General features: G+C 33.6%; 12 protein-coding genes and 1 other RNA gene. 11 read left to right on the top strand and 2 right to left on the bottom strand.

Annotation, left to right across the window (positions count from 1 at the left end; genetic code table 11):
- Positions 1-14: 14 nt before the first annotated feature.
- The 5 genes from F5ESL0228_RS04175 to nth all read left to right on the top strand — a co-directional run bounded on the left by F5ESL0228_RS04175 (position 15) and on the right by nth (position 5,984).
- A complete protein-coding gene (locus F5ESL0228_RS04175; protein WP_122022951.1) occupies positions 15-2,807 on the top strand; it encodes a helicase C-terminal domain-containing protein in 2,793 nt (930 codons plus the stop codon).
- Positions 2,794-3,276 carry a hypothetical protein gene (locus F5ESL0228_RS04170; RefSeq protein ID WP_122018212.1) on the top strand — a complete coding sequence of 161 codons (483 nt, stop codon included), beginning with the start codon at positions 2,794-2,796 and terminating at the stop codon, positions 3,274-3,276. The genes F5ESL0228_RS04175 and F5ESL0228_RS04170 overlap by 14 nt, the downstream gene beginning before the upstream one ends.
- Positions 3,277-3,341: 65 nt before the next feature.
- Positions 3,342-4,640: an asparagine--tRNA ligase gene (gene asnS / locus F5ESL0228_RS04165; protein WP_122018211.1), complete on the top strand. Its 1,299-nt coding sequence runs from the start codon at positions 3,342-3,344 to the stop codon at positions 4,638-4,640.
- Positions 4,641-4,722: 82 nt separating this feature from the next.
- Entirely contained in the window at positions 4,723-5,358 is a 636-nt protein-coding gene (locus F5ESL0228_RS04160; RefSeq protein WP_122022950.1) for a DnaD domain-containing protein, read from the top strand.
- Entirely contained in the window at positions 5,358-5,984 is a 627-nt protein-coding gene (nth, locus tag F5ESL0228_RS04155; protein WP_122018209.1) for an endonuclease III, read from the top strand. Before F5ESL0228_RS04160 ends, nth begins: the two co-directional genes overlap by 1 nt.
- A gap of 51 nt (positions 5,985-6,035) precedes the next feature.
- On the opposite strand, the gene F5ESL0228_RS04150 is transcribed toward nth, so the two are convergent.
- Positions 6,036-8,357 carry a transglycosylase domain-containing protein gene (locus F5ESL0228_RS04150; protein WP_122022949.1) on the bottom strand — a complete coding sequence of 774 codons (2,322 nt, stop codon included), beginning with the start codon at positions 8,355-8,357 and terminating at the stop codon, positions 6,036-6,038.
- The gene (gene recU, locus F5ESL0228_RS04145) at positions 8,347-8,979 is read right to left on the bottom strand and encodes a Holliday junction resolvase RecU (RefSeq protein ID WP_122022948.1); all 633 of its coding nucleotides are present in this window, start codon (positions 8,977-8,979) and stop codon (positions 8,347-8,349) included. Before recU ends, F5ESL0228_RS04150 begins: the two co-directional genes overlap by 11 nt.
- Positions 8,980-9,048: 69 nt before the next feature.
- Between recU and F5ESL0228_RS04140 the strand changes: the two genes are divergently transcribed.
- The 6 genes from F5ESL0228_RS04140 (at position 9,049) to F5ESL0228_RS04110 (ending at position 15,125) form a co-directional block, all read left to right on the top strand.
- Entirely contained in the window at positions 9,049-9,618 is a 570-nt protein-coding gene (locus tag F5ESL0228_RS04140; protein ID WP_122022947.1) for a DUF1273 domain-containing protein, read from the top strand.
- A gap of 92 nt (positions 9,619-9,710) precedes the next feature.
- Positions 9,711-10,154, top strand: coding sequence for a DivIVA domain-containing protein (locus F5ESL0228_RS04135; RefSeq protein WP_122022946.1), 444 nt, complete (start codon positions 9,711-9,713; stop codon positions 10,152-10,154).
- A gap of 29 nt (positions 10,155-10,183) precedes the next feature.
- Positions 10,184-10,550: RNase P RNA component class B (rnpB, locus tag F5ESL0228_RS04130), an RNA gene on the top strand.
- 66 nt (positions 10,551-10,616) lie between these two features.
- Positions 10,617-11,750, top strand: coding sequence for a class I SAM-dependent RNA methyltransferase (locus F5ESL0228_RS04125; RefSeq protein ID WP_122022945.1), 1,134 nt, complete (start codon positions 10,617-10,619; stop codon positions 11,748-11,750).
- Positions 11,737-12,957, top strand: coding sequence for a metallophosphoesterase (locus tag F5ESL0228_RS04120; protein WP_122023200.1), 1,221 nt, complete (start codon positions 11,737-11,739; stop codon positions 12,955-12,957). The genes F5ESL0228_RS04125 and F5ESL0228_RS04120 overlap by 14 nt, the downstream gene beginning before the upstream one ends.
- Positions 12,958-13,448: 491 nt before the next feature.
- Positions 13,449-15,125: a formate--tetrahydrofolate ligase gene (locus tag F5ESL0228_RS04110; protein ID WP_122018202.1), complete on the top strand. Its 1,677-nt coding sequence runs from the start codon at positions 13,449-13,451 to the stop codon at positions 15,123-15,125.

The following is a 15,125-nucleotide window of genomic DNA, read 5'->3' as shown; positions in this document are numbered from 1 at the left end:
ATAGGAGATAACACATGGCTTCATTTTTAAATAAAACCTTTGCGGTAGTTGATTTAGAAACAACTGGTACCCAACATGAAGATAATAATCATATTATTCAGTTTGGTTGCGCGATTATTAAAAATTTGAAAGTAGTTAAAACCTATTCATTCATGATTAATCCTCATTGTGATATTCCACTTGCTGTTCAAAATTTAACACATATACATAATGAAGATGTCAAAAAAGAAAAGGATTTTACCTATTATGCCCCTAAAATTATTAAAATTTTAAGGGGAACAATCTTCGTTGCTCATAACGTTAATTTCGATTTGCCTTTTTTAAATTATGAACTTGTGCAGCATGGGTTCGAAGCATTAACTAACAAAGCTATCGACACAGTTGAACTAGCGAAAATTGCATTTCCAACGCTTCCATCTTATAAATTAAGCGATCTAACTACCCAACTTGAAATTAAACACATAAATCCACATAAAGCTGATTCTGATGCTTATAGTACAGCTATTTTATTAATTAGAATCATTCATAAACTTGAAACTTTGCCTCAAGCAACTTTAAATACTCTTAGTTCATTAGCTCATGGTCTAATTCGTGAAACTTCATGGATTTTTAGTACAATTGCTGATGACTCAAGAAAAAACAAACGTCCTTTGGATAAGCAATATCAACAGGTGCGCAATATTATTTTGCAAAAGCAAACAATACTTGAAGCAAACCAACCCCAAACATCTAATGAAACTTTTCCTTTAAGTAATAAGACTAAACGAGAAATGTTTAAAGGAAAAATTTTTTATCGGGCATCGCAAGTAAAGTTGATCAATAGACTTAACAAATTTATCCAAAACCCTCATGAACGAGCTTTACTTGTTGAAGCACCAAATGGTACAGGAAAAACATTTTCATATTTATTTGCATACGCTTACCGACTTTATTCAAATCGAAAATTAATCGTTGCTACACCAACAAAAATTTTACAAAATCAAATTATTAGTCAAGAAATTCCACAATTATTAAATGTTACTAAGCTAGATTTAAAGGCCGAAGTAGTTAAATCAAGTAGTCATTATCTTGATTTAGACGGATTTTATCAAAGCTTGTATCAAAATACCCCTAATAAGTTAACATTAGTTATGCAAATGCGCATTCTTGTTTGGTTGACTGAAACGAAAACTGGTGACTTAGACGAATTGCAATTAACCAGCTACCAAGCACCTTTGTTTACACAAATAACTCATCCAGGGGATGCACGTGTTGGTAGTAATTTTGCTGATGTTGATTTTTGGAATTTAGCTCGTCATCGCCAAGAAGAAGCTGATATTTTGATTACTAACCATGCTTATTTAGCTAATCATTATAACGATTCTATTTGGGGGCAAAATCCATATTTGGTTATTGATGAGGCACATCGTTTTGTAGACAATGTTGTCAGTTCACGCAATGATTCATTTCAATTCGAATCATTGTGGGGAGAACTAAATCATTTACGTAATTTGTTATATTATGCTGACGATAGTGTTTTTAATCAGTATGGAAATGATGTACAATTTAATTTCATACTAGAAAAATTGAATCCACAAATTTTAGAGCTTATTGAAATTATTAATCAGTTACAACGACTATTAACTGCAAAAAGTGAAAAAGCAGTCAATAAAAACATTCTTGCTAATGGAAACCTATTATTAAGTTTTCAAGCTCAAGATTTGTTCATGCAAAACAATAAGTTCAAAACAAAATTAGCTGAATTTCAACGTAAATTAGAAAGTATTCGTCAACAAACCAATCAAGTACTGTTTAAGCTTTATAGTGAAACTGATAATTCAGGAACAGAAAAAGATGCCCTATTAAGTGAATTAAATACCCAGATTGACCTATTGGATAACTATATTTCTCAAAGTTATCAATTATCAGATTTGTTACATAAAGAGAATATTTTACAGCAAGAAGGATTCATTGTAACTTTAACAAATCCCCAAGATCCTCTAAGCGCAAATTTGAGTTGGATTATGCTCGATGCTTCCAATGAATTAAAACAGATTTATAATCGTTTTTCACATATTTGTTTTGTAAGTGCAACTTTGACAAGTGAAAATAATTTTGACTTTTCAGTTAAGCGGTTGGCCTTAAGTGATTTAAGAATTCAAAAATATATTGGCCGTAGTACCTTTGATTTGAAAAAACATCTTGAAGTACTTGCCGTTACAGATATGCCAGAACTAACTAATCCCTTTTACGAAAAGACATTATCCCAAATACTAGAGAATGATTTAAGTAAAAAACAACATGTTTTGGTTTTAATGACAAATCTTGATAAAATCAGTGAAATATACAGTACTATTCTAAATTCACCAAGTTTACGTGATTTTGAAATTTTAGCTCAGGGAATTACTGGCTCAAATAATCGAATCATTAAACGGTTTACAATTGCTCAAAAAGCAATTATCTTAGGTGCAGATAGTTTCTGGGAGGGAATTGACTTTCATGAATGTAGTATTGATTTAGTTATAGTAGCTAAATTACCATTCGAATCTCCTGATCAGCCTAATGTCAAACTGCGACAGAAACTTTTGTATCAACAAGGTATTAACGTTTTTCAAAATGATACGATGCCACGTGCAATTATTCGTTTCAGACAGGGGATGGGACGTCTTATCAGAAATGAAAAAGATAACGGACAATTTTTGATTCTTGATTCACGAATTTGGCAGAAAGATTATGGCAAAGATTTTTTAAAGACTATACCGGTAAACACTCAAAAAATCTGTTTATCAGAACTACAAAGTAAGTTGGACAACTATGATAAAAGATGATACAAGGCAAACAATTAAATTTATTGAATTATTAATCATTATCCTATTATTAGTATATTTTTCGATAATTGCAATTTTTTATAAGGCAGGAAATCCTGAACGGAGCGAAATGCATGAATTAAATAAAATTGCTTTGCAAAAAACACCAATTACCCACATTGAAAAAAGCTATCATACGAATCGAGGCGTTAATAGTTATGCTCTAGAAGGGGTTACTAAAAGTCGCAAGAGGTATTATTTTGTTTACCTTCCAGGCAGGAAAAAGGGATATTTATTGCCTACAAGCAAGGGAATTACTGAAGCCGCAATTAGAAGCAAATTTACAAGTAATGAGTCGCAGGAACAAGTTTTAAAAATTAACTTAGGATGGTATCATAAACGTGCTGTATGGGAAATAACTTCAAAAAACAAAGTAGGAGATTATAATTATTACTTATATGATTTTAAAAATGGAAATTTAATAGGTTAAGTCGCTAATTTTACAAATCTTTGGTATTATTAAGTTGATATGATACGGAAAGTGGAACAATATTTATGACAAAATTAATTTCAATTAGAGATTGTGCCAAGCATGTTGATGAAGAAGTCAAAATGCATGTTTGGCTAACAGATAAGCGGTCAAGCGGTAAAATTGTATTTTTACAATTACGTGATGGAACTGCATTTTTTCAAGGAGTTATACGAAAGAATGATGTTACTGCTGAAGTTTTTGAGATAGCTAAGTCTTTGCATCAAGAGGCAAGCTTTTATATTACTGGAACGGTATGCCAAGATGAACGCTCACATTTTGGTTATGAAATTCAAATATCTGATTTAGAGGTAGTTACGAATAACGAAGGTTACCCTATCGGAAACAAAGAACACGGGATAGACTTTTTACTAGATCACCGTCATCTTTGGTTGAGAAGTAGGCGTCCATTTGCCATTATGCGCATTAGAAACTTAATTTACAAAGCAACAGTTGATTTCTTTGAGCAAGAAGGATTTATTAAATTTGATGCACCAATCTTTATGCACTCAGCTCCTGAAGGAACTACTGAATTATTCCACACTGAATATTTTGGTGGAGACGCATATTTATCACAATCTGGGCAATTATATGGTGAAGTAGGAGCTTCTGCATTTAGTAAAATTTTTACTTTTGGACCAACTTTTAGAGCCGAAGAATCTAAAACGCGTAGGCATTTAACTGAATTTTGGATGATGGAACCAGAAATGGCTTGGATGAATCAAGAAGAGTCACTTGATATTCAAGAACATTTTTTATCTTACGTTGTTAAGCAGGTATTAGAGAATTGTCAATATGAACTAGAATTACTAGATCGTGATCCACAAAAATTAGAGCCAGCAGCACAAGGAAACTATATCCGCTTGTCATATGATGATGCTGTTAAGATGCTTCAAGAAGATGGTCGTGATTTTAAGTGGGGAGACGATTTTGGCGCACCAGACGAAGCTTTTATTTCCGAAAAATTTGATCGTCCATTTTTTATAGTTAATTATCCAACAGCAATTAAACCATTTTATATGAAAAAAAATCCTCAAAATCCTAAAGAATATCTATGTGCTGATGTTTTGGCCCCTGAAGGATATGGAGAGATCATGGGGGGGTCTGAACGTGAAAGCGACTATGATATTTTAAGACAACAGATTAAGGAAGCTGGCTTAAATGAAAAAGATTATAGTTGGTATTTAGACTTACGTAAATATGGTAGCGTACCTCATTCTGGTTTTGGGATGGGATTTGAACGGGTAATTGCTTGGATTTGCAAATTAGATCACGTTCGTGAAGCTATTCCATTTCCAAGAATGATTAACCGAATTGAACCGTAGGTTTGCTTTAGTAAAAATTATAGTAATAAAAAGTTGAACTAAGATTATCTTTAGTTCAACTTTTTTAAAAGGGAGAATCGTTTTGCAATATAATCAATATCGCACCGTTGGCTTTACAACTTTAACCAATGGATTACTTGCATATTATTCGCAGTTAAATATTAGCGATGCTGAAATGATTTTAATTATTCAGTTGGAAATGTTTAACCAACAAGGTGAAAAATTTCCATCTAATGAGCAAATTGCTGCCAATACTAATTTTTCAACAACAGATGTTGCTAATTTAATCCAGGCGTTGATCAATAATGAATGCTTAGCAATTGAGCAAATCACAGATGAGCAGGGACGAATTGGGAATCAGTACAGTTTAAATTCACTTTATTCAAAATTGGACAAGATTTTAGCAAATGAATTATCTAATTCTACAAAAAATGATAAACCTACTATCAATAATCTTGATAACAGTCCTTTGAATCAATTAATGCGTCAATTTGAAATTGAATTTGGACGATATTTAAGTCCAATTGAACGAGAAGAAGTTGCTGCATGGCTTAATGTTGATCACTATGATCCTGAGATAATAAAGATGGCTCTTAGAGAAGCAGTTTTATCGCAAGCGTATAGTCTTAAATATGTAGATCGGATTTTACTTAATTGGCAACGTCACAATTTAAAAACTAGTAGTGAAGTTCAGAAATTTCTTCAAAGGAATCGCTAATGTCAACTGAGAAATTATTAAATACTAAAGAAGCATTAGAAGTGCTTAATATAATTAATGCAATGTATCCTGATGCTAAAAGTGAATTGGTCTGGGATAATAAGTTTCATTTGTTATGCGCTGTTTTAATGAGTGCGCAAACAACTGACAAAATGGTTAATCGAATCATGCCTAAGTTTATAATGGATTATCCAACGCCAACTGATCTTGCACAAGCATCAATTAAACAAATTGAAGAACATATTTCTCAAATAGGTCTTTACCACTCTAAGGCAAAGCATTTACAAGCAATGGCTCGGATTTTGGTGGAGAAATATCATTCAGAAATACCTATAAATAAAAAAGACCTTATAACTTTACCAGGAGTTGGTGAAAAAACTGCAAATGTTGTTCTGGCTGATGGTTTTGGTGTACCTGCGATTGCAGTAGATACTCACGTAGCGCGCATTTCCAAAAGATTTCATATTGTAGCTCAAGATGCAAAACCTCTGCAAATAGAAAAGAGGCTAGAAGAAATATTACCTAAAGATGAATGGATCCATACACACCATGCAATGATTTTATTTGGGCGTTATGCAATGACTGCTCGAGACAAAAATGATCCATATTCATACTTAAAAAAATAATATTATTCCTAAAAAAAACGGTGATTTTTTATAAAAATCACCGTTTTTGAATTAATGATCATGATTATCGTTCAATGTTGCTGTGTGATTATCTTTAGAACTTTTATTTTCAGTATTAATCTGGCCAGACTTTGCAGAACTATCATCGGGCTTTTGATATTTTCGATCTTTTTCTCCTAAATTATGTTGAAAATTTCTATTTTGAGTAGTGGGTTCGTTTATATTCTTTTGTTCAGTTGCTGGGAGGTTGGACACAACAGTATTCGGAGTTGAATTGTTAGTATCTGTTTGTTCATCTTCGTCATCATACTCACTACTATCATCAATAATTCCAGCTGGAGCATGCCCACGAACAAATAGCTGCCAATCCCCAGTTGAAGAAACTTCTGGTGGATTAGAGTTATGCGCAATCTTTGCACGAATAACTGAATTCGGTTTCTGCCAATCTTCATTTTCTTTGTTTTGCATTAAATAGGACATCATACTTTTATAAAATAGTTGTGCCGATTGTTGCCCGATCCCTGCAATTGTTCCATCTCGTAAATTATCATAACCAGTCCAAACGCCAATTGAATATCTTTGAGTATATCCAACAAACCATGAATCCTTAGGTGTAGCAGCATAGCTTGGATAGCGCGCAAGATCTTCTTCAGAATACTTAACAGAACCAGTTTTTCCGGCATGGTGCAAGCCATCAATTCTAGCATTAGTGCCAGAGCCATGTGTGATTACACCTTTGAGCATATCCGTAATCATATATGCTGTCGATTTACTCATAACTCGTATACCTGCGGAGTCATAATTTCTCGTTAAACCATCTGGCGTTTCAATTTTAGAAACAAATTGAGGCTTATGATAAACACCCATTGATGCAAACGCGCTAAAAGCTCCTGCCATTTGTAAGCTAGATGCTTGTGCACCAATTGCAACAGATAAACCTGAACTTGATGGGACGTTAATCCCCATTTTATCAGCAAACTTTGATGCTCGTGGCACACCAACTTCTTTTAAGGTTTTAACTGCTGGTACATTTCGTGATTGTTCTAATGCATGTCGTATTGTCATCATACCGTCATATTTATTATCCCAATCGTATAATTGAACATTTGTACCTGGATAAATGTATTTGCTATCATCAATCATTTTTGCTGTTGACCAATTCAAGTATTCAATTGCTGGCGCATAGTCTAAAACTGGTTTAATTGAAGATCCGGTTGAACGACTTGTTTGTACTGCTCGGTCAAGTCCTAGTTGAACTGTAGAGGGCAATTTACGTCCACCGATAATTGCAACAACATGTCCGTTACTTGGATCAATTACTGAAGCACCAATCTGCATCTTATCATCAGTAAATGGTATTTCACCGCTGTTGGCCAACTGATAGAGTTTATTTTGCGCTTTTTGATCAATGTTAACAGTAATCTTTAAATTGTCGCGGTAAGGGTCAAAACCTTTAGATTTAACCTCTGCAATCGCTTCTTTAATATATGGATCATCAATTTTTCGTAGATTAGATTGATTTCTTTGATTATGATATATTAATCCCCTTTTTATATTTTCATGGCGTGCGTTATCATACTGCTCTTGTGAAATTTTTTTATTATCAAGCATCGCTTTTAACACAATATCACGTCGATACTTTGCATACTTTGGATATACATATGGATTATATGAAGTTGGTCTGTTCGGTATACCCGCTAATAAAGCAGTCTGTGCTAAATCTAATTCGCCAATTTTTTTGCCATAATAGTAATTAGCTGCGGTACCAATACCATAATTACCATAATTCATGTAAACCTTATTAATATAAAATTCTAAGATTTCATCATGAGTATATTCACGTTGTATTCTCATGGCAAGCCATGCTTCTTGAGCTTTACGTTTAAATGTTCTTTGTGAGGCATCAGTCGAAAAAACTGTTAATTTAACTAATTGTTGCGTGATAGTGGATCCACCAGCTGAAATACTATTGCTTTTAGCATTAAGTAACATCGAACTAATAATTCTAATTGGATCAATACCAAGCTTATCTCGATAAAAACGTTTATCCTCAACTGAAACAATTGCGTCTTTTAAAAGTTGTAAATCAGAACTATCTTTAACATAAATTCTTTTTTCTGAACCTAAGGATAAGATAAATTTACCATTAGTCGAATATATCCCAGATGACCCGCCACTTTCTAACTGAGATTGACTAATATTTGGAGCATCTTTGGCGTAATAAGCAAATATTCCAACGCCTGAAAGTAGCAACAGAAATACGACTAGAAAGAACCATTTAATTGCTTTTTGCCAAAAAGGTTTAGGCAAATTTTGTCTGTATTTTTTTCGAGATTCACGTTCATTGTTTGAGCCATAATTTTTATCTGCCATTATTTGCTTTCCTATCTGCAATAAATTGATCGACAGCTTTCAAATAAGGTAGGGTAGGTTGAAAGCTACTTTCAATTTCGACTGACCAATCCTTTATTTCTTTTAAAGTTAATGAACTTCTATCTTTCTTCCACCAAGCCTTAACAATCCTATTTGCTGGAGTAGCAAAATAACGATTTAGACTCGTAAAGCCAATAATTGTAAAGCAAATCCCTTTTTGCTTCAAGCATTCTGCTAGGTGAACGATTTGATGTTCATGAAAGTTTTTTAATGGGAAATTAGTTTTATTTTTAGTTTCTTTAGCTTCAAAGTCTAAATAGTAACCATCGTATACCCCATTATAATCTGTTGTAGATTCCTGACGAAAATATGCTTCTTTAATCACAGCCCTGGACCGCTTAGGGTAGTCAACTTTTACAATTTGAATTGGAGTTGGTTTTTTATGAACAACTGCTATTTCTTTTATCCGATAATATTTATTTGATTCGTTAATCATTTGTTCGAGGTTCATACCGCGATCGGAAAAATCAATATTTTTTCGATGATTATATTTTTTTCTGAGTTCAGATTCGTTTGCTGATTTAAAAAAAACAGCAGAACTACCATTTGGATATTTGACCATCTTTCTCACTCCTGTTAGCATTATAGCAATAAAGGGAAAATTTTTGAACAAGGAGCCATCTCTTTCACAATGCAACGTCTATGGGTTACGGGATATCGAAATTTTGAATTAAATACTTTTGGTGATAAAGATCCCAAAATAGAGGTAATTAAGTTTGCACTTAAAGAACGATTAATCACCTTGCTAGAAAATGATCGGCTTGATTGGCTGATCACAGGAGCAAATCTTGGGGTTGATCAATGGGCGTGTGAAGTAGCCCTTGAATTACGAGAGAAATATCCACTGCAAATTTCAATTATCGTTCCCTATGAAGAATTTGCACATCGATGGAATGAGAAGCATCAAAAAGATTTTGCGCAATTACAAAGTAAAGTTGACTTTTTTGCTTCTACTTCAAATAAACCTTATCAAAGTCCGGTACAGTTACGAAATTATCAAAATTTCATGCTAATGCATACAGATGAAGCATTAATGGTATATGATCCTGATCATTTAGGTAAACCTAAATTTGATTATGAGTTAATTAAACAATACCAAGTAAACAAAGATTATCCTTTAGAATTAATAGATTTTTACGATTTACAAGATGCAGCAGAAGAATTTCAATCTAAGCAAAAAGATAATTATTTTGAAAAGTAATTTTAAAGCTTTTCCTAAAGTTGCTTTAGAGGTTTTAAGCAACTAAACTTTTTGCTAAAATAGAGAAGATTAACAAAGGAGTTGTCATGCTTATGGCAGATTTAAATGATATCCAGTTATCAACACAAGATATCTTAAAAAAGCAATTTAGAACTAAGGTTAAGGGTATTGATCCTGACGAAGTTGATGCGTTCCTAGATAAGGTAATTGCTGATTATGATACATTTGAACAAATTATTGAAGATTTATATGGTCAAATTGGTAAACTTCAAGGCGAGTTAATGAACGATCAACGTCAAAAAAAAGAAGAGGTACTTAAAGTTAAACCAGCTAATGATGCCACTCACAGTGACGTTAAGGATACTATACCAACTTATAGTTCACCAAAACAAAATTACTCAGGATTATATAGTCCTCTAATAAACGAAGCACCTCAAACTGAAAGCTCGACAAATATGGCAATAATTCAAAGAATTTCTGCATTGGAACGAAAGGTATATAATCTTGAGCAACGAGTATATGGGTTGCAAAAGTAGGTAGCTTTGGTATAATTTTCGTTGGTGTAAATTTTGAGCAGTCGCGGTTCAGTCTGTTAGATTGAGCTGAGGAAAGTCCACGCACGCACAAGCTGCGATGCTTGTAGTGATCGTATTTAGTCTAACAAACTAAAGGATTTATATCACGGCGAAAAAAATGCTAAGTTTTTTAAAATATGCATGAATATTCTGAAAAGTGCCACAGTGACGAAGCGGTAATGGAAACGTTATCGGTGGAACGAGGTAAACCCTGCGAGCGTGCAACCCAAACTTGGTGGGGGCGTCTAAACCTAAGAAAATGAACTAAAGGTTAGATTGTTATTTTTAATAGCAAAGATAGATGGCTGCTAAAGGTGATTTTGCCAAAATCATTTGAACAGAACGTGGCTTATAAAAATTTACACTGGCAGCGTTGAGCTTTTAAAAAGGCTCAACGCTTTTTTAAAATGAAAGAGACAATTAATGGAAAAATATCAATTATACGCAACCATGGGCGCGGGCTTTGAAAGCGTGGTTGCCAAAGAATTACAGTCTTTAGGGTATGACACAAGAACTGAAAATGGACGTGTTTTTTTTAAAGGTAGTCAGAGGGATATTGTTAAAACAAATCTATGGTTACGAACAGCAGACCGAGTTAAAATATTGCTAAAAGAATTTAAAGCAATGGATTTTGAAACACTGTATAACAACGTTTATGAAATTGATTGGGCAGAGTTACTGCCAGTTGATGCTAAATTCCCAGTTCAAGGACGATCCGTCCGTTCAAAGCTTCATTCCGAACCTGGGATTCAATCAATTGTCAAAAAGGCAATCGTCAATAAAATGTCTGATCAATATCATCGTCGTGGCTTTTTACCAGAAAGTGGAAATGTCTACCCACTTGACGTACACCTTTATAAAGATACAGCTCGTATCTCACTTGATACGAGTGGGGAAAGTTTATTTAAGCGCGGTTACCGAATTGAGCATGGTGGTGCACCATTAAAAGAAAACTTTGCTGCCGGGTTACTTAAATTAACACCTTATGATGGTAGCCACCCTCTAATTGATCCTATGACTGGTTCGGGTACCTTAGCAATTGAAGCAGCACTAATTGGAAAAAATATTGCCCCAGGTTCATGGCGACAATTTGCTTTTGATAATTTTGATTGGTTCGATCCTACTTTGCACAAAAATGCCTTAATTGAGGCCAAAGCACAAATCAAACCTTTACAACAACCTATTTGGGCAAGCGATATTGATCAATCAATTTTAGAAATTGCAAAACTAAATGCAAATAATGCTGGTGTTTTGCAAGATATTTACTTTAAACAAATTGCCATTAAGGATTTTACTACTGAAATGACTAATGGAATAATAATTACTAATCCACCATATGGTAAACGATTAAAAGACAAACAGTCTGCGGAAGCATTGTTTACGCAAATGGGGGAAGCCTTGCTAAAGTATGATAGTTTTAGTCAATATTATTTGGTGGGCGACCCAGATTTTGAAAAGTTTTTTGGTAAAAGTGCAACAAAGAAGCGTAAATTATTTAATGGAAATTTACGAGTTGATTTTTATCAATATTGGTCTAATAGAAATGATTTCAAATGATTTAAATACCGAGTTTTGGGTAATTACAGATACACATCTAATTGCTGATAGTCTTCACGATAATGGCAAAGCTTTCAAATTAATACAGGATACAAGCCAAGGAAAAGACCTAAATTACCAAGAAGTTGCGTTGACAGCTTTTTGCAAAATGGCTAATGAAAAAAAGCCTTCAGCAATTATAGTTACTGGTGATGTAACATTTAATGGCGAACTGTTATCAGCGCTACGCTTTCAAGAAATTTTTAGCAAATTAACTGATACAAAGATATTATTGCTTCCCGGAAACCACGATATTTTTGACGGTTGGGCAAGAAAATTTAAAGATAACCAACAACTTTACGCTAAGCAAATTAGTCCTGATAATTGGCAACAAATTTTTACTTTGTCCTATGACTGTGCATTGGACAAAGATAATAATTCATTAGCTTACAGTGTGCAACTGAATCCGCAATATTTACTACTTTTGCTAGATTCCAATATCTATGGTTATAAGCCGGCCTCTGGAGCACCTAAAACTGCTGGCAAGATTGGTACTAAGCAACTTTCTTGGCTTAAAAAGCAACTAGAATACGCTCATAGTCACCATTTACGACCGTTGTTGTTCATGCACCATAACCTATATGTTCACAACCCTGCTGTTAACCAAGGATTCGTGCTTGACAATGCACCAGCAATCAGACAATTGTGTCAGCAGTATAATGTGAAAGTGGTCTTTTCTGGCCATATCCATGCCCAGAATATTATCGGCCCTCAAAAATTAACACCTACTACTGAAATTGTAACTTCTAGTTTTTGCTCATATGATCAGGCATTTGGTGTCGTGAAGGTTAGTCCAACCTCTGTACGCTATGAAAGAAAAAAATTTAATATGATTCCTTTTTTAACAAAAAAGGAACGTCAAAATTATGTGTTAACACATTTTCATGAGTATCTGAAAAAAATTCAATTACGAAATTTGTCTAAAAATTCAGACCAAAAAGATCCATTAGCTGACAGAAAGTTGCAGCCAGTTAACAAGTTGCTGATTGAGATGAATTATAATTATTTCACGGGACATAATCATATTAGTAGAAGTGAACTTAATCACCTTTATTCATCAACTGCATTTCAAACACTTTTACAACAACGTCCAAGATTCAGTGAGTATTTGAAAACTTTATATGACACAACAGAACACACAAATTTAGTTTCTGAAATAAAATATTAAATTTAGAGGCTGCTAATGAGAAAAAAACACTTTGTGATACTAGGCCGAGTTGGCCTTATATATTTTAGTTGGCTGTTAATCATATTTTTTTTAAGCTGGATTTTTGCTTTTGAAGGAACTAAAGTAATTTGCTACCCAGCAATTATTTGTATGGCAATATTTGTTTTACTAATTATTTATACTTATTTCAATTCATACTGGAATGCTCAGAGTTTAAAATTGCCGTTTAAATCAAAAATAATTACTGCTAATAAACCTAAGTTGTACTCTCAACATTACTGGTTCAAAATATATAGAATAAGAGTAACTGATATAGAAAAATACTATTTACTACGCATTGAAAAAAAGTAACAATTTAACAAATCTTATTGGTAATAATCAAAATTTGTTATAATAAAGTTTGTCTAAATCAAAGGGGGTTTTTAAATTCTAATCATGAAAAGAGACTTTGAAAAATGATAATTTGATTTTTATAGAAAGAGGCATGCGCAATGAAAACAGATATTCAACTTGCACAAGAATCCCACGCATTACCTATTAACGAAATAGCCGCTAAAGTTGGTTTAAATGAAAATGATCTTGAATTTTATGGTAACGATAAAGCTAAAATAAATTGGCAAACTATTAAACAAGTTTCTAGTAAAAAGCAATTAGGAAAGCTAATTTTAGTAACATCAATTTCTCCCACACCAGCAGGTGAGGGCAAATCAACAATGACCATTGGGTTAGGTGACGCAATTAATAATCAGTTACATCAAAAGACAATGATTACTTTGCGTGAACCATCAATGGGACCGGTCTTTGGTTTAAAAGGTGGGGCAACAGGTGGTGGACTTGCTCAAGTTATTCCGATGGAGGATATTAATCTTCATTTTACTGGAGATATGCATGCATTAACTTCAGCTATTGATACTTTGGCAGCACTTGTTGACAATTACATTTATCAAGGTAACGAAATCGGTCTTGATCCTAACAAAATATTATTAAAACGGGGAATTGATGTCAATGATCGTAGTTTACGCTCAATTACTATTGGACAAGGGTCAAAATTCAATGGTGTTGAACATAAATCCAGCTTTGCAATTACCGTTGCCAATGAATTAATGGCGATTTTGTGTTTAGCCACTGATATTAACGATCTAAAAAAACGGATCGGCTTAATGCTTATTGGATACACAAAAGATAATACTCCCGTATATGTGAAAGATCTAGGTTTTGAAGGTGCAATTGCCGCTCTACTTTCTAATGCATTAAAGCCTAATTTAGTCCAAACTATGGAACACACACCAGCATTAGTTCATGGTGGTCCTTTTGCTAATATTGCTCATGGTGCAAATTCTGTTATGGCTACGAACTTAGCTCTTCATTTAAGTGATTATGTATTAACCGAAGCCGGATTTGGTAGTGATCTTGGTGGTCAGAAATTCATGGATTTTGTGAGTGAAAATTTAGCCAAAAAGCCTGATGCATGTGTTGTTGTTGCAACAATTCGGGCGCTAAAATACCAAGCTGAACATTCTACTGAACATCTTAATGAAGAAAATCTTACTTCTTTACGTACTGGATTCCAAAATCTTGAACGCCACATGAATAACATGCGTAACTATAATATTCCAGTCATTGTGCTTATTAATCACTTTGCTAGTGATAGTGCTAACGAATTAAAACTATTACAAGACCTAGTCAAAAAACACGGATTACAAGCTTTAGTTGTTAATTATCACGAACAAGGATCAAAAGGTGGAATTGAAGCAGCTAAAGCAGTAGTTGATCTTGCAAATTCAAATCAAGCTCATCTACAACCAACCTATCAAAAAACTGATCCGGTTAAAATAAAAATTCAAAAAGTGGCAGAGCAAATTTATCATGCTAAGAATGTTGAATATAGCGCACAAGCAGAAAAAGATATTTTAGCTTTAGAAAAGCTTGGAAAAGATAAATTGCCAATTATTATTGCTAAAACACAATATTCATTTACAGATGATCAAAAGTTATTAGGTGCGCCCACTAATTTCACCTTACATGTTAAAGGTGCTAGTCTAAAGAATGGGGCAGGGTTTATTGTAATCACTACTGGTCATGTTTTAGATATGCCGGGACTACCAAAACATCCAGCAGCTCTTGATATTGATGTTGATAATGACGGTAAAATTAGTGGGTTATTTTAA

Source organism: Lactobacillus sp. ESL0228 (assembly GCF_003692825.1).
GTDB lineage: Bacteria > Bacillota > Bacilli > Lactobacillales > Lactobacillaceae > Lactobacillus.
Note: the sequence above shows the minus strand (reverse complement) of the source record. Positions and strands in the feature narration are given on the sequence as shown.

Bases quoted from the DNA above. Each gene is read 5' to 3' on its own strand.
- nth (WP_122018209.1), top strand. From the start codon at position 5,358: ATGTCAACTGAGAAATTATTAAATACTAAAGAAGCATTAGAAGTGCTT.
- F5ESL0228_RS04140 (WP_122022947.1), top strand. From the start codon at position 9,049: ATGCAACGTCTATGGGTTACGGGATATCGAAATTTTGAATTAAATACT.
- F5ESL0228_RS04150 (WP_122022949.1), bottom strand. From the start codon at position 8,357: ATGGCAGATAAAAATTATGGCTCAAACAATGAACGTGAATCTCGAAAA.
- F5ESL0228_RS04110 (WP_122018202.1), top strand. From the start codon at position 13,449: ATGAAAACAGATATTCAACTTGCACAAGAATCCCACGCATTACCTATT.
- F5ESL0228_RS04120 (WP_122023200.1), top strand. From the start codon at position 11,737: ATGATTTCAAATGATTTAAATACCGAGTTTTGGGTAATTACAGATACA.
- asnS (WP_122018211.1), top strand. From the start codon at position 3,342: ATGACAAAATTAATTTCAATTAGAGATTGTGCCAAGCATGTTGATGAA.
- F5ESL0228_RS04170 (WP_122018212.1), top strand. From the start codon at position 2,794: ATGATAAAAGATGATACAAGGCAAACAATTAAATTTATTGAATTATTA.
- F5ESL0228_RS04135 (WP_122022946.1), top strand. From the start codon at position 9,711: ATGGCAGATTTAAATGATATCCAGTTATCAACACAAGATATCTTAAAA.
- F5ESL0228_RS04175 (WP_122022951.1), top strand. From the start codon at position 15: ATGGCTTCATTTTTAAATAAAACCTTTGCGGTAGTTGATTTAGAAACA.
- recU (WP_122022948.1), bottom strand. From the start codon at position 8,979: ATGGTCAAATATCCAAATGGTAGTTCTGCTGTTTTTTTTAAATCAGCA.
- F5ESL0228_RS04125 (WP_122022945.1), top strand. From the start codon at position 10,617: ATGGAAAAATATCAATTATACGCAACCATGGGCGCGGGCTTTGAAAGC.